Source organism: Kibdelosporangium philippinense, from assembly GCF_021390435.2.
In the GTDB taxonomy this organism is placed as follows: domain Bacteria; phylum Actinomycetota; class Actinomycetes; order Mycobacteriales; family Pseudonocardiaceae; genus Kibdelosporangium; species Kibdelosporangium philippinense.
Genome location: NZ_JAJVCN010000002.1, coordinates 393747 through 409817 on the forward strand (window position 1 = coordinate 393747; position 16071 = coordinate 409817).

Here is a 16071-nt window from a genome sequence, read left to right on the forward strand (position 1 = left end):
GCAGGGTGCCAAAATGATCACTGTGTTGGATCGGTTTCGATGGATCGACGGCCATGCCGACGTCTGGGCTGTTTTCCGAGATCCCGCCGCGTTCGGCGAGATCATCGCGGCATTGGCTGATCCGTTCGGCGGTGCACGGATTACGACGGTCGCTGGCATCGAATCCCGGGGCTTCCTGCTTGGTGGCGCAGTCGCGGTTGCCCTGAATGTCGGCTTCACTGCCATCCGCAAGTCGGGATCGATCTTTCCCGGCCCCAAGGTCAGGCGCGTGACGTCAGCGGACTACCGGGGCAACGACACCGAGTTGTTGATGCAGCGCGACGCGCTCGCGCCCGGCGACCGGGTCCTGATGGTCGACGACTGGATCGAGACCGGCAGCCAGGCCATCGCCGCCCAGTCAATGATCGCCGAGTGCGGGGCGACCCTCGTGGGCATCGCGGTCGTCATCGACGGCCTGCCCGATGCACGCCGTGCCCTGCTGCCGCCCGTGCACGGGCTCGCACGTCAGGACTCGCTCTAAGGCTGGACGTCCACGAACGCCACCCCTATCCCGGTCACCGGCGGCCCGACGGGCGGCTTGCCTGTGACGGTGGCCAGGTTGGTCACGTCGTCCGTCGGCGCGGTCATCGTGCAGGTGTACTCCGCCTTGTCCTTGAGCTCGCCGATCGTGCGGGCGCAGTCAGGTGCGATCGCGTCCGTGACCGCGACCTCGGTCAGCAGGACGTCACCGGTGTTGCGGACGCTGACCGAGAACGTGACGGTGTCCCCTGGCTTGTACGGGCCTGCGGTGGTCATCACGATCGAGATGCCTGGGTGAATGACCGTGTAGGCCGCGTCGTCGGCTGCGGTGACTGAGCGCGCGGTGATGTCCACGCCCGTCACGGTCGCTTTTGTCGTCGTGCCAATTGATCCGGCGACCTGCGTGCAGGTGTAGGTCTGGTTTGCGCCTGCGGCGAGATCGCCGATTTCCTTGGTGCAGTTCGGGATCTCGTCGATCACTCCGACCTTGGTCAGCGGGGTGTCGCCGGTGTTCGTGACCTTGATCGTGAACGTGACGGTGTCGCCTTGCCTGACCGGGTTAGGTGCCGCGTCCTTGGTGATCTGCACGTTCGGATGAATGACCTTGACCGCGGCCTCGGCGGTCGCTGTCACCCGCTTGCCGAGACGATCGGACGCGCCCACCTCCGCGATGTTCACGCCGTCTGGCACAGGTGCTGTCGCGGTGCACGTGAAAGTCGTTGGGGCAGCGAGCTTTCTCGCACAGCCAGGGGTTTTGGCGTCGAGAACCTCGATGTCCGTGAGTGGGGTGTCGCCCGCGTTGTCGACCTTGATGGTGAAGGTGACCGTGTCGCCGACGCGGTACGCGGGTTTGTCGGCCTGCTTGGTGATCTTCACGGCCGGGTTCAGCACTTCGACCGGCACCGAGCTACCGCCTTCGATGTCGCCGATTGGCGTGCTGCCAATGACTTTCACGGTATGCGTGAAGTCGTCCTGCGGGGCCGTGACCTGGCATGTCACCGTCTGCGACTGGCCAGGGTCGAGCGTGGCGATCGTCCCGCACCCAGCCTTGACGTCCTTGACCGGCACGGCGCCCGAGTTCGTGACAGTGATCGTGAACGTGACTTGATCACCCGGGTGCACCGCGGGTTTGTCCACGGTCACGGCTACCTGCAACTCCGGTACCGCGATGGAGATCGCGACGCTTTGCACGAGATAGCTGTCGCCCGTCGTGGTGAAGCCAAGGTCCAATGTCGTGGCACCGACCAGGATCGGCGCGGTCAGCGTGCGCGCGTCGACGCTGAAGTTGTTCGGACTACCATTGGCCTGGGAGACAAAGAAGTTCTCGCCCTGCCCGGCCTTGTTCACCAGGAACTGGTCGCCGCCGATGCCCCAGTCACCCTCGTAGGCGGTCAATTCGATCCGCGCCTCCGGGGTCGCTGCCCGGAAACCGTTGACCTGCAACGTGGTTGTCTCGTCGCCGGTGTTCTGGCGGACGTGCCCGTCGTACACGAACACCTGCCGCTTCGGCGCCCCGGGTTCGCTGTACACGAGCGTCAACGACCAGCCGCCGACGCAGCCGAAACCCTTGGGAGTCCACACGTTCGCGACTGTGACCGGCTTGGTCTCGGTCATGAACGCGGCCGTCACGTCCGCCGACGCCGAGTAGAGCTGGCTCGACCCGCGGTGCGTCCCTGGCGGATCGACCCGGAATGTCGTTGGCGTGACGTCCTTTGTGCTGGACCCGACCGTCAGCCGGATCGGCTGGCTCGGCGCGCCACCCGGCAGCACCGCAGGCGTCTCCGACTCCCGCGACTGACACATCTTCACGGTCGAATCGGCGAACACACCGGTGTTCCCGCCCCAGTTCAGCCGGGCGTACTCGACCTTCGCGCCCTTGGGCAGCTCCGGGCTGGCGCTGCTGGAGTTGAACGTGCCCGGATCACTGTCCACGTCCGCGTACTGCATGAAGAAGTTGTCGTTCACCCGGTCGTTGCCCCGGTTGGCCGCCTCGGCACAGGCTTGGGGCGTGTTGCCCTCGCCCGTCGCGGGTGCCTTGTCGGCATCGGTCGGGCAGCGCAGAGAACCGTTGCCAACGCTAAGAAAGTCGCCGTTGAGAATCCGCGTGTATGCCTGCAGGAACGGCTGTTCCTCAGCGGCGCGTGCGCCTGCGGTCAAGCCTGCCAACAACATCAGCCCGACCAACACAAGGCGCATACCAGCCGAGTCTGTCAGCGAACGCCGTTACCGACATCTGTTCGGCGGCTACTTCACCCGCTTGTGTCGCGACTGGTGTCGACCCGGTGAAAGTTGAGGTAAGCCCTTGACGGCGTCGGCCCCCGCTGCCCCTGATAGCGCGACCCGGCCTTCGTCGAGCCATACGGGTGCTCGGCGGCGCTGGAGAGGCGGAAAAGGCAGAGCTGCCCGATCTTCATCCCCGGCCACAGCGTGATCGGCAAGTTCGCGACATTGGACAGCTCGAGAGTGATGTGCCCGGAGAACCCAGGGTCGATGAACCCGGCGGTCGAGTGCGTGAGCAGACCAAGACGGCCGAGAGAGGACTTGCCCTCCAACCGACCAGCGAGATCATCGGGCAAAGTGACAAACTCATAGGTCGAACCCAGCACAAACTCGCCAGGGTGCAGCACGAACGGATCCTCACCCTGCTGCTCGACCAAGGACGTCAGCTCGTCCTGCTGCAACGCGGGATCGATATGCGTGTACTTGGTGTTGTCAAAAACCCGAAAGAACCGGTCAAGCCGCACATCAATGCTCGAAGGCTGAAGCATCGCCGGGTCGTAGGGCTCGAGCCCTAGCCGTCCCGACTCCAGCTCCTTGGTCAGATCACGATCACTCAGCAGCACGCCAACACCCTAGCTGCGCCCGGCAGCTGATGTTGTGTATGCTCGGTCAGGCGTTCGCGGATGTAGTTCAATGGTAGAACATCAGCTTCCCAAGCTGAATACGCGGGTTCGATTCCCGTCATCCGCTCTGGAGAAGTTTTAGCAGGTCAGAGGGGCTGTCACCGATCATCGGTGACAGCCCCTCTGGTCATTCAAGATCCGAGCCCGGCACTACTCGTGGCGGATGATGACCTCGATCACCCGTGGCTGCCGCTTGAGGAACAACCCAGCAAGCAGGCCCAACGCCACACCAGCCGCGACAGGCGCGGCACGCTTTAGCAACGGCGTGAGGACGAGGGCCGCGCCGTCCAGCGCCTGGGGTTCGGCGGTGACGGCTGGAGCTGGCGAAGAACCGTTGGTGGTGAAGGAGTTCTCCACGTTTTTGGCGAACTGGTCGATCAGCCGCTGCGAGACCTCGCCGATCACACCCCGGCCGAACTGGGCCACTTTGCCGCGGATCATCAGATCCGTCTCGATCTCAACCTTCGAACCATTGCCGTCGGGCAGGACGCGAGCTGTCACGTGCGCGTCGGCGTTGCCCTGGCCGTGTTGTTCACGGCCGGAGGCTTTGAGGACCGCAGTGCGTGCGGCCTGGTCGACCGACAGGAACTTCACCGTCCCGGTGTATGCAACTCCGAGCGGTCCGACCTTCACCTTCACTTCGCCGGAGTAGGTCGAGTCGTCGACGCGGCCGGTCAACCGGCTGCCGGGCATGCACCCGGCAACCCGCTCGACGTCCAGCAGAGTCTCGAACACCTTCGCCGGATCTTCGGCGATGTGGACTTCGTTCGTCAGCTTCATCAGAGATCCATCAATGCCTTACGTTGCCCGCCGTCGACGGGGATGTGCGCGCCATTGATGAAGCTAGCCTTCGGCGAGGCGAGGAACGCCACCAGTGCCGCGACCTCGTCCGGCTCGCAGATCCTGCCGAACGGGATCGAGCTGGTGGCCAGCTCGTGCGCGCGGTCCTGGGTGACCTTCTTGTCCCGTGCGAACGCCTTTTCCAAGGTGTCCCAACGGTCTGTGTTCACTGGGCCTGGGTTGACCGTGTTCACGCGGACGCCGTAGCGGCCGTATTGCTCGGCGATCGAGGAGGCGAAGTTGATGTCCGCGGCGTTCGCGACACCCGCGGTGAGCTCCCAGTAGCTTGGCTTGAGGCCGTCATTTCCAACCACCAGCACGATTGAACCCGTGCCGCGCTCCTTCATGTGCGGGATGACCGCGCGCACGGACCGGACGTAGCCCATGAACTTCAGGTTCAGGCTGGACATCCACTGCTCTTCGGTCAGCTCTTCGAGCAGGCCGCCCGGTGAGCTGCCTGCGCACGTGACCAGCGTGTCGATCCGGCCGAACTGCTCCAACGTGGCTGCGACGCAGCGTTCGACGTCTTCGGACTTGCTCATGTCGCCTGCCATCGGCACGACCGTGCGCCCGCTTGCCGCGGCGATCTCCTTCGCGGTCACCTCAAGGGATTCGGCGGTTCGGGCGGTGATCACCACGTCCGCGCCCTCGGCGGCGAGGTGTTCGGCGACCGCTCGGCCGATGCCCTTGCTCGCGCCGGTCACGAAGGCGACTTTGTCGGTCAGCTGCAGGTCCATGAACCACTCCTCACCTCGGACGTGATATTTGGTATACCAGATCTGCTCGGGCGGAAGCGAGGGCCAATCCGGCCGGTGTCCCCTCGATCAAGGTCCCGAGCTGGCACAACGTCGCCTCCGATCCCGGTTTGCCAATCAGTTGGGCGCCGACAGGCAGGCGGACGGCGGTGGCCGCTGACCCGTGTTCGGCGACGCGCTGTGCGTCGGCAAGTTCGATCGGCGTTGCCTGTGATCCCGGTTCGCCGGCGAGTCCGGCAGGTGCTGACAAAGCGGGCAAACCTGTGATCGATGCCAGTGCCGTGAACCTGAAGTACTTGTTCTCCAACCCTTCTGTGCCCAACACAGCTGCGGACAATGGGGTGACGGGCAACAAGATTGCGTCCAACTCAGTCGGGAACGTCCAAGCTGGGAACTCCACCACCGGCGACGACGGCTCCAGCACCTCGACCAACCGCGGCGACAGCGAATCCTTGGCGGGCCAATAGAGCGACCGCGCCTCCGACTGCATCAACGACGACGCGGCAAACCGGGCGTCCGGGATTTCCACTTCCTCAAAGGAAACCACCGGCAAGGCGGCCATCGTCGCTTCGAGCACCGCACGCACCTCGTCCGAGCAGAACCGAAGGCTGTATCCGACCCGGAAGGAAGTCGGCACCGGCGAGGTGACACCGCCCATGGCCTCGAACATCCACAGGCAGTCAGCCGAGGTCAGAGCGATCGGACCGACCGTGTCCAGCGAAGGCGCCAAGGGTTTGATGCCGTCCATCGGCAGGGCGCCGTACGTCGGTCGAAGCCCGGCCACACCGCACAGGCCAGCGGGAATGCGGATCGAGCCGCCGGTGTCCGTGCCCAGTGCATATCGGACCGCGCCAGTGGCCACAGCGACCGCCGACCCACCACTGGATCCGCCTGCGTGCCGCGCAGGATCCCAGGGGTTTACGCAGCCTGGCGTCATCACCGAGTACGCCAACTCGGGCATTGTGGTGCGGCCCATGGAGTAGCAGCCCGCTTCGACCAAGCGTTGCCAGACCGTCGCATCCGGGCTGATGTTGTCCTTCACCGCGACTGGAACGCCGGTCTCGGCACCGGAAACCGAGACGAACGCGCCAAGGTCCACAGCACGCTGAACAGGCGAGGCCAAGCGTTTGCGGTCGATCTTGCCCATGTGGTTGCGCGGCAGGGCCTGCACCTCGAAGAACTGCTTCGGGACCTTGTAGGGCGCCAGCAGCGACCGGGCATGCGCGGCAAGATCGACACGTTCACGAGTGACGACCCAAGCGGTCACTTGCTCGCCCCACTGTGGCGAGGGCAGCCCGGCGACAGCAGCCTCGGCCACCAAAGGATGCGACTCAAGCGCTAGTTCGACCTCACGCGGGTACACATTCATCCCGCCGGTGATGATGAGTTCCTTGCTGCGCCCCTTGATCACCAGGTGCCCGTCGACGATCTCACCGAGATCCCCAGTGCGAAACCACCCGTCCGGAGTGAACGGATCCTCGGCATCGCCCCAATACCCGGAGAACACCTGAGGCCCGCGAAGCTGAATCTCCTCATCCACCAACCGAACGTGCATGCCAGGCAACGGAATCCCGACCGTGTCCGCACGTGGCGAATCCAGAGGATTGGACGTGTCCAGCCCGGATTCCGTTGTGCCATAGCGAACCAGAGGCACGCCAGGCAGCTGTGAAGCCAAAGCCGAGGACAGCGGAGCCGAGCCACAGACACACAACCGCAAGCCAGCGAAAGCCTCAGGCGAGGAGACCAACCGTGCGTAGATCGTCGGCACAGCCATCAACACCGAGGCCGAGGCCATCGAGGAAACCAAAGACTCCGAGAACTTCGAGAAGATCCGGGCGGACGACCCAGCGAACAGCGTCGCATGCACCCCACTGAGCCCATGCTGGTGAAACAGCGGCAAAGCGTGCGTGAGCACGTCGTCCGCGGACCACCGCCAAGCGGCCATGGCCGACCGGATCGAAGTCAAGATGTTCCGGTGAGTCAGCGGAACTCCCTTGGGCTTGCCGGTCGTCCCAGACGTATAAGCCAAAAGGGCCACGTCATCAGGCCCGCCAACGGGCTCAACAGGATCACCCACAGGGACCGTGAAATCCGAGAGCGTCAACGCCGCCCCCGAGTCAGCGACCAGGTGAGAAAGCTCAGCAGCCGTGTAAGCCGGGTTGGCCAGCACCACGATCATCCCCGCGCGCAACGCCCCCAAGTAGCAGCGCACGAACCCCAAGGATGAAGGCCCAACGAGCACAACCCGCGTCCCAGGCGAATAGCGCGCAGCGAACCACCCAGCGGCCGACGCGGCCTCAGCATCCAACTCCCCGTGCGTGATGGACTCGCCGTCGACCGAAAGCGCCAGTTTCGAGGAAAAACGGGCCGCGCTGGCCTGGGCAAGCAGCGGAATGGTCGAAGCCCCAAGCGATTGGACGTAAGCCAACGGATCCGGCACGTCAGGCACATGCACGCGCCAGGACTGTTCGCTCCACGCAACGGTCATACCGCCCCCGACCAGTTCGCACTGTTGCCTGTTCGTTCCGCGTTCAGCCGTTCCAGCAGTCCTTCCATCGCCGTGACTGCCTTTATCCGCGCGACCGCGTCGCTGACGAGACCGGCAACGTGGGCGACGGCCTGTTCGGCCGCTGCCCATGGATCGTCGGCGAGCGCGGTGAACCCCAGTCGATGCGCTTCTTCAGCATCCAGCCAACGGGAAGTCAGCAGCAAGTCCATCGCCGCACTTCGTCCGACCAAGGTGGGCAGGATCCACGCGCCGACGGCCAATCCGTGCCCCGGTCCGACCCACCGGAACCGGGCGCCAGTGGAGGAAATCCGCAGATCAGCGGCCGCCGCCAGCTGTGCGCCGCCACCGACTGCAGCGCCGGAGGTCACGGCGATCACGGCGCCGGGGCGACTGATGATGACCTTGTAGCACTCGTACAGCAGGTCTGAAAGGCGCGTGCGCTCGGCATCCGAGACACGCAGGTCGGCTCCTGCCGAGAAGATCGTCGGATCCGTGCTGCCAAGCAGGACCGGCATGGATGGTTGGGCCAGTAAGGCTTCGAGCAGCTGGGCGACTGTCGCTTCGTCCATTGCGTTGCGCTGCTCGGGTCGGTTCAGCTTGAGTCGGAGAAAGTCGTCAGATCTTTCCTGGACGAGACGCATGCTGAAATATGGTATACCAGATTGGATCTGGAAGGAGCCTCGTGAAGCCAGCGGCGTTCACTTACCACCGGGCCTACGACGTGAACGACACGATCGCGCTCCTGGCCGAGCTCGGGCCGGACGCGAAGATCCTGGCGGGCGGGCAGAGCCTGGTCGCGATGATGAACTTCCGGCTGGCCCGGCCGAGCGCGCTCGTCGACATCACCCGCGTGACCGGTCTCGACTACCTCCAACGCGACGCCCAAGGCCTCCGGATCGGCGCGCTGACCAGGCATCGGACCGTCGAGACGGCCAAGATCGACGGCTTCGGAGTGCTGTCAAAAGCCGCCAGATGGATCGGCCACTACCCCATCCGTTGCCGTGGCACGTTCGGCGGCAGCATCGCCCACGGCGACGCCACGGCCGAGTGGTGCGTGTTGGCCGTGCTGCTCGAAGCCCAGATCGTGCTGCAGGGCCCGCAAGGACGGCGTGAAGTTGCCGCGACCGACTTCTTCCACGGCTTCTTCATGACCGCGACCGAACCGGACGAGATGATCGTGGAAGTCCGGTTCCCCAAAGCGGCGCCGCACGCGGCGTTGACCGAGTTCTCCCAGCGACAGGGCGACTTCGCGATCGTCGCCGCGAGCGCCCGGCTAGATCTTGCCGAGAGCGAGATCCTGACGTCCCGGATCGTGCTCGGTGGCGTCAGCCAGCAGCCGTACGTGGTCGACGTGAACCTGGCGGGACAACCCGCGAATGAGGAAACCTGGCGCGCGGCAGGCGAAACCGCGGCGGCACAGGTTGAACCGCCGTCAGACGGCCACGGCAGCAGCGCGTACCGCAAGAAACTCACGGCGACCTTGGTCGCGCGGGCTCTGGCCGAGGCAGCGGCATGACCGCGTGGGTCGGGGCACGTGTACCCCGCAAGGAAGACCGTCGGTTGTTGTTAGGACGCGGTCGTTTCGTCGCGGACATGGTTCGTACGGACACATTGCACGCGAGCTTTGTCCGTAGCCCTTATGCCTCGGCGACGATCAAGTCGATCGACACCTCAGCAGCCAAGAAGGTTGATGGCGTGCTGGAAGTGTTGACTGGCAAGGACCTTGGCGACCCGTATCTGCAGTCCGTGTTGGAGCGTGACGAGTTCACGCCGACCAAGATGCCGATCCTGGCCACGGATCGCCTCCGGTTCGTCAGCGAGCCGGTGGCCGTGGTGATCGCCGAAGACGCTTACGCGGCCGAGGACGGCGTGGAAGCGGTCGAGGTCGAGTGGAAAACCGGGCCGGTCGTGATGGACATCGAGGCTGCGCTCACAGCGGATTCGGAAGTCCACAGTGGAACCGGGAACTGTCTTGTCGACCTGGTCATGTTCGATGATCCCGAGCTCGACGGGATCTTCGGCTCGGCGCCGCTGACCCTGACCGCGTCCTTTGCCAGCGCAAGGGTTTCCGCGCTGCCGATGGAAGGCCGCGTGACCCTGGCCGAATGGGACGATCGGGACAGCCAGGTCGTCGTGCACACGTCGACCCAGGTGCCGCACCAGGCGAGGTCCGGAATCGCGCAGGCGCTGGGCATCCCTGAACGGTCGGTCCGGGTGATCGCGCCGGATGTCGGCGGCGGGTTCGGCCAGAAGTGCGTGGTCAGCCGGGAAGAAGTGGTCCTCGCGGCTGCCGCGATGCGGCTCAACCGCCCGGTGGTCTGGATCGAGGACCGGCAGGAGAATCTCACCGCCTCGGTGCACGGCCATGAGCAGGAATACGACGTCACGGCCGCCTTCGACAGCGACGGCCGGATCCTTGGCCTCGCCGCGGACATTCGTTGTGACATCGGCGCGTACTCGGTCTTCCCGTTCACGTGCGCGGTCGAACCGTTGATGGCCGCGACCGAACTGCCCGGAATTTACAAAGTTCCGGCATATCGGGCACGCGGTCGTGGATTCGCGACGAACAAAGCGCCGACTGCTCCTTATCGGGGTGTGTCACGGCCGCAGATCGTGCTCGTGATGGAACGGTTGATGGAGAAGGCCGCGGCCAAGTTGGGCATCGATCCGGTCGAGATCCGGCGCCGCAACATGATCCTGCCCGGCGAGTTCCCGTACACCGGGACGAACAACATCACGTATGACGAGGGCAGTTACCTCGAATCGCTCGACCAGACCGAGAAGCGAATCACCGAGGCAGGCTGGTACGCCGAACGCGACCGGTTGCGCGAGCAAGGACTTTACGCCGGAATCGGCTTCTCGTGTTTCTCGGAGCGAACCGCTTACGGAACACCAACGATGTCGCAGCGGCGAATGCGGATGACCCCCGGATACGACACGGCACACGTGCGAATGGACCCTTCGGGTGAAGTCATTGTGACGACAGGGACATCGGGGCACGGACAGGGGCACGAAACCACGTTCGCCCAAATAGTCGCCGACCAACTCGGGATTCATCCCGACCAAGTGCGGTTGCGGCAAGGCGATACCGATCTGACCTCGTACGGCTGGGGCACATTCGGCAGCCGCTCGATCGTGATCGGTGGCGGCGCCGCGCGTAAAGCGGCGGACACGGTGGCCGCTCAGCTCAAGAAGGTGGCTGCTCACCTGCTTGAGGTCGGTGCGGACGACGTCGAGCTCGCCGATGGCAAAGCCGGTGTTCGCGGCGTGCCGGATGTGTCGGTGCCGATCAGCGAACTGGCCAGAGTAGTGCATTTCCAAACCCACAAGCTACCGGCGGAATGCCGATATGGACTGGAAGCGCGGGAAACCGCGGACCCGCCGGGAACGTTCTCGAACGCTTGTCACGCTGTTCTGGTTTCGGTCGACCCTGGAACCGGTGAAATACGTGCGCTCAAGTTCATGGTCGTGGAAGACTGTGGCGTCATCATCAACCCGTTGGTAGTGGACGGCCAAGTGCGCGGCGGTGTCGCGCAAGGGATCGCGGCCGCGCTCTATGAGCGGATCACGTTCGACCAAGAAGGACAGCCGACGAGTACGACTCTGATGGACTATCTGGTGCCGACCGCGAACGAGATCTGCCCGATCGAGATTCACCACCTGGAAACGCCATCTCAATTCAGCGAGAACGGTTCCAAAGGGATGGGTGAAGGCGGCACAATCGGCGCGCCCGCCGCGGTGCTCAACGCGATCAACGACGCGCTTGGTCACCTCGGTGTCCAGTTCGACCATATTCCCGTTCTGCCCGAGGACGTGTTGGCATGAAGGACATCCACCTGATCGCCTTGTCGGTCAACGGGAAAGAACACGAGATCGTGGTCGAATCCCGGCGGACGCTCGCTGACGTGCTGCGACACGATCTCGGCTATACCGGCACGCACATCGGCTGTGAGCATGGAATCTGCGGCGCCTGCACGGTTTTGCTCGATGACCAACCAGTCCGGGCGTGTTTGGTCTTCGGCGTGCAGGCCGACGGCTGCGACGTGCGGACGGTCGAAGGCCTCGCGTCCGGTGAGGACCTCTCAGACCTGCAGAAAGCCTTCAGCCGCTGCCACGGGCTGCAGTGCGGGTTCTGCACGCCGGGATTCCTGATGCTGTCCGAGGCATATCTGTCCGACCTGTCCGAACAAGACGGTGTGCCGGACGAGTCCGAAGTGCGCGAAGTGATGGCGTCCAACATCTGCCGCTGCACCGGCTATCAGGGCATTGTCGAGGCGGTCCGGCAAGTCGCCGAGGAGCGCGCGGGATGACGTCCATCGGCGAACGCGTGCCACGCAAAGAGGATCCACGGCTGCTGCGCGGTCTTGGCCGCTTCGGCGACGACCAGGATCGTCAAGGCCAGCTGTGGCTTCGCGTGGTTCGATCGCCGGTGGCGCACGGCCATCTTATTTCGATCAGTCGCCCGAATGGTGCCAAGGTCATCACCGCCGAGGATCTGCCGCCAGGCCTGCGAATCCCGGTCCGGTTGACCGTCCAGGGCATCGACCTCAGCGACTACCTCCAGCCCGTCCTGGCCGCCGACGAGGTCCGGTACGTCGGCGAACCCGTCGCCGTTGTCGCGGCCGACGACCCATACGAAGCCGAAGATCTCGCTGAACTCGTCCAGGTGGACATCGCGGAACTGCCGGTCACAGTGGACACCGCCGACGGCGTCCAAGCCGCGGAGTTCGAGCTCGGCTACGGCGATGTCGATGCCGCGTTCGACGACCCGGCGCACGTGGTGTCCATCAAGTTCGACGTCGGCAGGCACAGCGCGGTCCCGTTGGAACCGCGCGCGTTGCTGGCCGATGTGGACCTGGCGACCGGCGCGTTGCAGATCTTCGGGATGACCAAGGTCCCAGTGTTCAACCGGGATGTGCTGGCCACCATGCTCGGCATCGACGAGAACCTGATCCACGTACACGCGATGGACGCGGGCGGCGGATTCGGTGTCCGCGGCGAGTTCTACCCGGAGGACTTCCTCGTGCCGTGGCTGGCGTGGACACTGCGCCGCCCGGTCAAGTGGGTCGAGGACCGCGCCGAGCACTTGGTCGCGGTGAACCACTCACGCCAGCAGGAACACACGATCACGGCCGCCTTCGACGCCGAAGGAACCTTGCTTGGCCTGAAAGACGATGTGCTGCACGACAACGGCGCGTACGCCCGGACACATGGGATCATCGTCCCCGAGCTGACGCTGGCGATGTTGCCTGGTCCGTACCGGGTTCCGGCGTTCCACGGCCGTATCCGCGTGATGCTCACGAACAAGACGCCGTGCGGCACGTATCGGGCACCCGGCAGGTTCGAGGGAACCTCAGTCCGCGAACAGTTGCTTGACGTGGCTGCGGACGCGATCGGCATCGATCGTGTGGAACTCAGGCGCCGCAACCTGCTGACCGCGGACGAACTCCCGCACACCAGGGAAATGAGCACGCTCGGCACGGACGTCGTGCTGGATTCCGGCGACTACGTGGGACTGCTGGACAAGGCGATGGTCGAAGCCGACCGGCTCGGGTACTACGCCCAGCTCGAATCGCTGAAGGCGCAAGGCCACACGGCCGGGCTCGGTGTCGCGATGTTCCTGGAGAAGAGCGGCCTCGGCCCGCAGGAAACCGCCGACGTCACGATCGGGACGTCCGGTGACGTGCGCGTGTACTCCGGCGGAACCTCGCTCGGTCAAGGGATCGAGACGGTTCTGGCGCAGGTCACCGCGGATGCGTTGACGGTCGATCCGGACGTGATCACCGTGATCAACGGCGACACGATGCTGCAGCCGTTCGGTGGTGGATCGTGGGCGTCACGGTCGACTGTCGTCGGTGGAAGCGCGGTGCACCGGGCCGCGACGGCCGTTCGGGAACGCGCGGTCCAAATGGCATCGCGGATGCTCGAGGTGTCCGAGGACGACCTTGAGGTCACCGCGGGCTCGATCGGCGTGAAAGGCGCGCCGGGTTCGAGCGTCTCGTATGCCGAGGTTGCCAAGGCCTGCCGCCCGGGCAGCCGGTACCTGCAGGCTGACGAACCCGCTGGGTTGAGCGCCCGGCGCCGGTTCGAGGTCGAACACATGACCTACCCGTACGGCGTGCATGTCGCGCTGGTGGACGTGGACACCGGGACGGGGCAGGTGAAGGTGGTGCGCTACCTGGTCGCCTACGAAGTCGGGCGGGCGATCAACCCGACTTTGGTCGAAGGTCAGCTACTCGGTGGTGTCGCGCAGGGGGTTGGGGGCGCTTTGCTGGAGGAGTTCCGGTACGACGAGGCCGGACAACCACAGGCGGTGACGTTCATGGACTACCTGATGCCGACGGCGGCCGAGTTGCCGCAGATCGACATCCTGGTGGCGCAGGACGCTCCGGCACCGGGCAATCCCCTTGGGGTCAAAGGAGCCGGCGAGGGAGGACTGACCGCGGCAGGCGCGGCCATCGCGGGGGCGATCAGGGACGCAGTGGGCCTCGCCGGACCGGTGGGGCGCTTGCCGATGACCGCGGAGCGCGTGCGTGGTCTCATCAAGGAGGGGAAATGACGGAGTCGACACAACAGCAACCGGCGCTGAACTATGTCAGCAAGACCGACATGGTGGTCGCGCTGATCCGTGAGCTGATCATCACCGGCGAGTTGGCCGCGGGAAAGCAGCTGCGCCAGCGTGACCTGGCGGCGCGGTTCCACGTCAGCCAGACGCCGGTGCGTGAAGCGATGCGCCGCCTCGAGTCCGAAGGCCTGGTAATCGGCGACGCGCACCGCGGGTTCACGGTTGTGGAAGCCGACTCTGGATCGACCGAGGAGAACTACCAGATCCGCGCGGCACTTGAGTCGCTCGGCGCGGCGCTGGCGGCGCCCAAGATCGACGAAGCCGGAATCGCGAAGCTGACTGACTTGAACGAGCGAATGCGATCGCTGGCCGAGGATGATCCGACGTACCCGGAGTTGAATCGCGAGTTCCACTTCGCACTCTACGAGTACTCACACAGCCCGCTTCTGTTGTCGTTGATGCGCCTGCTCTGGCAAGCCCTGCACGGCGGCCCCCGCGTCGCCCGCAGTCACGCCGAATCCATCAGCCAGCACGAGCTGATCATCGACGCACTGCGCCAAGGCGACGCGGAAGCCGCACGAAAGGCAACCTACGAGCACATCATGGGAGCGGCCCCGCTGGACTGATCTCGTCCAACTCCCGGTCCTTGGTCTCCGGCGCGGCGACAGCCATCCACAGCGATGCCAGCGCCAGCAGCACCCCGATGACCAGGAAGGTCATCGGCAAACCAAGGTATGGCCAGAGCAGCGACCCGAAAATCAACGGAACGAATCCGGCGCCGATTCGGCTGATCGTCGAGGCCCAGCCGAATCCGCTCGCCCGCAACCGCGTGGGATAGAGCTCGGAGACGTACGCGTACAGCGCGGGGATGGTCAGTTCGATGACAAACCCGAACAGGCCGATCCAGAACTTCGCCGCGCCCGGAATATCAAGCTGGACAGCGAAAACGACCATAGCGAGCGCGGAAACCGGGCCAGACAAGCCGATCACCCACTTGCGACCGACCACATCGACCAGCCATGCCGAAACGAGCACGCCAACGATGCCGACGGCCGTCATCAACGTGGTCACCATGAACGCCGCGTAGTTGCCGTAACCTTGAGCTTTGAGAATGGCTGGCAGCCACGTCAAAGCGCCGTAGTACAACAGGAAAACCGTGAGGAACAGCGCCCATGAGGCGGACGTGATCTTCGCGCTGTACCGCCAGAGGTCCTTGAACTGCTCGATCATGCTCGTGGCGGACAGTCTTGGCATCCGTTCCGGCGGTGGAAGTTCCCACGGTCCGACCTGTGCTTTGGTCTTGGCGATCAAGCCATCGATCACCCGCCGGGCCTCTTCGGTTTTGCCGCGCCGCACAAGATACATCGGCGACTCCGGCACGGAAAGCCTGACCCAGAACAGAAGTAGCGCGGGAAGGACCATCACGAGCAGCATCGCGCGCCAGTTCGGTTGCAGCGCAGTGGAAACAACGCCGCACAAGGTCGCGCCGATCGGCCACCACACGTCCATCGCGGTCAACACCCGGCCACGGACCTTCGCTGGTGTGAATTCACCGACAAGGGCGTAGTCGACCGGAATGCAGCCGCCAAGTCCAAGTCCCGCAAGGAATCGGAACACACAGAAGGTCACGAAGTCCGGTGCGAGCGCCCCGGCGACGGAGAAGACCGAGAACATCAGCAAGGTGAGGCTGAAGGCGCGTTTTCGGCCGATGGTGTCGGCGATCCCGCCCCACACGAAGGCGCCGATCGCCATCCCGATCAGGTTGGCCGTGCCGACCCAGGCACCTTCGGCTTTGGACAGTCCCCATTCGTCGGATACCAGCGGGATCAGGAAGCCGTTCAGCGTGACGTCCCACGCGTCGAACATGAACCCGAGCCCGCCGACTAAGAAGATCGTGCCCTGGGCTCGCCAACGCCAAGGGAGTTCCTGAACGACCTGATCACCTGTTTTGAGCGTCATTCGGCCTCGCTTCGCTAGGGC

13 protein-coding genes and 1 tRNA gene are annotated in these 16071 nt (G+C 64.7%); 7 read left to right on the forward strand and 7 right to left on the reverse strand.

Annotation, left to right across the window (positions count from 1 at the left end):
• The first annotated feature begins 13 nt into the window (after window positions 1–13).
• Window positions 14–520, forward strand: a complete 507-nt coding sequence (locus LWC34_RS20655; RefSeq protein ID WP_233726808.1) for a phosphoribosyltransferase family protein — start codon at window positions 14–16, stop codon at window positions 518–520.
• Here the strand turns inward: LWC34_RS20655 and LWC34_RS20660 are convergent.
• Both LWC34_RS20660 and dcd read right to left on the reverse strand, forming a co-directional pair.
• The gene (locus LWC34_RS20660; protein ID WP_233726809.1) at window positions 517–2715 is read right to left on the reverse strand and encodes a CLIPPER-2 domain-containing protein; all 2199 of its coding nucleotides are present in this window, start codon (window positions 2713–2715) and stop codon (window positions 517–519) included. The genes LWC34_RS20655 and LWC34_RS20660 overlap by 4 nt on opposite strands.
• A gap of 53 nt (window positions 2716–2768) precedes the next feature.
• Window positions 2769–3362, reverse strand: coding sequence for a dCTP deaminase (gene dcd, locus LWC34_RS20665; protein WP_233726810.1), 594 nt, complete (start codon window positions 3360–3362; stop codon window positions 2769–2771).
• A gap of 56 nt (window positions 3363–3418) precedes the next feature.
• Here dcd and LWC34_RS20670 point away from each other — a divergent pair.
• Window positions 3419–3489: transfer RNA gene (locus tag LWC34_RS20670), tRNA-Gly, on the forward strand.
• A gap of 83 nt (window positions 3490–3572) precedes the next feature.
• Here the strand turns inward: LWC34_RS20670 and LWC34_RS20675 are convergent.
• From LWC34_RS20675 to LWC34_RS20690, 4 genes are read right to left on the reverse strand one after another with little or no spacing between them, the layout of a single operon-like run.
• The gene (locus LWC34_RS20675) at window positions 3573–4202 is read right to left on the reverse strand and encodes an SRPBCC family protein (protein ID WP_233726811.1); all 630 of its coding nucleotides are present in this window, start codon (window positions 4200–4202) and stop codon (window positions 3573–3575) included.
• Window positions 4202–4999 carry an SDR family oxidoreductase gene (locus tag LWC34_RS20680; protein WP_233726812.1) on the reverse strand — a complete coding sequence of 266 codons (798 nt, stop codon included), beginning with the start codon at window positions 4997–4999 and terminating at the stop codon, window positions 4202–4204. The genes LWC34_RS20675 and LWC34_RS20680 overlap by 1 nt, the downstream gene beginning before the upstream one ends.
• A 10-nt stretch (window positions 5000–5009) precedes the next feature.
• Window positions 5010–7505 (reverse strand): AMP-binding protein, encoded by a 2496-nt coding sequence (locus LWC34_RS20685; protein WP_233726813.1) that lies wholly within the window; start codon window positions 7503–7505, stop codon window positions 5010–5012.
• A complete protein-coding gene (locus LWC34_RS20690) occupies window positions 7502–8167 on the reverse strand; it encodes an enoyl-CoA hydratase/isomerase family protein (protein WP_233726814.1) in 666 nt (221 codons plus the stop codon). The genes LWC34_RS20685 and LWC34_RS20690 overlap by 4 nt, the downstream gene beginning before the upstream one ends.
• 41 nt (window positions 8168–8208) lie before the next feature.
• Between LWC34_RS20690 and LWC34_RS20695 the strand changes: the two genes are divergently transcribed.
• Genes LWC34_RS20695 through LWC34_RS20715 form a run of 5 tightly spaced genes read left to right on the forward strand, consistent with a single transcriptional unit; the run spans window position 8209 to window position 14717 of the window.
• A complete protein-coding gene (locus tag LWC34_RS20695) occupies window positions 8209–9042 on the forward strand; it encodes an FAD binding domain-containing protein (RefSeq protein WP_233726815.1) in 834 nt (277 codons plus the stop codon).
• Window positions 9039–11351, forward strand: a complete 2313-nt coding sequence (locus tag LWC34_RS20700; RefSeq protein WP_233726816.1) for a xanthine dehydrogenase family protein molybdopterin-binding subunit — start codon at window positions 9039–9041, stop codon at window positions 11349–11351. The genes LWC34_RS20695 and LWC34_RS20700 overlap by 4 nt, the downstream gene beginning before the upstream one ends.
• A complete protein-coding gene (locus LWC34_RS20705; protein ID WP_233726817.1) occupies window positions 11348–11836 on the forward strand; it encodes a (2Fe-2S)-binding protein in 489 nt (162 codons plus the stop codon). The genes LWC34_RS20700 and LWC34_RS20705 overlap by 4 nt, the downstream gene beginning before the upstream one ends.
• Window positions 11833–14085 carry a xanthine dehydrogenase family protein molybdopterin-binding subunit gene (locus LWC34_RS20710; RefSeq protein WP_233726818.1) on the forward strand — a complete coding sequence of 751 codons (2253 nt, stop codon included), beginning with the start codon at window positions 11833–11835 and terminating at the stop codon, window positions 14083–14085. Before LWC34_RS20705 ends, LWC34_RS20710 begins: the two co-directional genes overlap by 4 nt.
• Window positions 14082–14717, forward strand: coding sequence for a GntR family transcriptional regulator (locus LWC34_RS20715; protein WP_233726819.1), 636 nt, complete (start codon window positions 14082–14084; stop codon window positions 14715–14717). The genes LWC34_RS20710 and LWC34_RS20715 overlap by 4 nt, the downstream gene beginning before the upstream one ends.
• Here the strand turns inward: LWC34_RS20715 and LWC34_RS20720 are convergent.
• Window positions 14692–16050 (reverse strand): MFS transporter, encoded by a 1359-nt coding sequence (locus LWC34_RS20720; RefSeq protein ID WP_233726820.1) that lies wholly within the window; start codon window positions 16048–16050, stop codon window positions 14692–14694. The two genes, LWC34_RS20715 and LWC34_RS20720, sit on opposite strands and share 26 nt — an antisense overlap.
• Between the last annotated feature and the right edge of the window lie 21 nt (window positions 16051–16071).

Excerpts from the sequence above, each read along its gene's own strand:
- LWC34_RS20655 (WP_233726808.1), top strand. The coding sequence starts at position 14 with ATGATCACTGTGTTGGATCGGTTTCGATGGATCGACGGCCATGCCGAC.
- LWC34_RS20660 (WP_233726809.1), bottom strand. The coding sequence starts at position 2,715 with ATGCGCCTTGTGTTGGTCGGGCTGATGTTGTTGGCAGGCTTGACCGCA.
- LWC34_RS20675 (WP_233726811.1), bottom strand. The coding sequence starts at position 4,202 with ATGAAGCTGACGAACGAAGTCCACATCGCCGAAGATCCGGCGAAGGTG.
- LWC34_RS20680 (WP_233726812.1), bottom strand. The coding sequence starts at position 4,999 with ATGGACCTGCAGCTGACCGACAAAGTCGCCTTCGTGACCGGCGCGAGC.
- LWC34_RS20685 (WP_233726813.1), bottom strand. The coding sequence starts at position 7,505 with ATGACCGTTGCGTGGAGCGAACAGTCCTGGCGCGTGCATGTGCCTGAC.
- LWC34_RS20690 (WP_233726814.1), bottom strand. The coding sequence starts at position 8,167 with ATGCGTCTCGTCCAGGAAAGATCTGACGACTTTCTCCGACTCAAGCTG.
- LWC34_RS20700 (WP_233726816.1), top strand. The coding sequence starts at position 9,039 with ATGACCGCGTGGGTCGGGGCACGTGTACCCCGCAAGGAAGACCGTCGG.
- LWC34_RS20705 (WP_233726817.1), top strand. The coding sequence starts at position 11,348 with ATGAAGGACATCCACCTGATCGCCTTGTCGGTCAACGGGAAAGAACAC.
- LWC34_RS20710 (WP_233726818.1), top strand. The coding sequence starts at position 11,833 with ATGACGTCCATCGGCGAACGCGTGCCACGCAAAGAGGATCCACGGCTG.
- LWC34_RS20715 (WP_233726819.1), top strand. The coding sequence starts at position 14,082 with ATGACGGAGTCGACACAACAGCAACCGGCGCTGAACTATGTCAGCAAG.
- LWC34_RS20720 (WP_233726820.1), bottom strand. The coding sequence starts at position 16,050 with ATGACGCTCAAAACAGGTGATCAGGTCGTTCAGGAACTCCCTTGGCGT.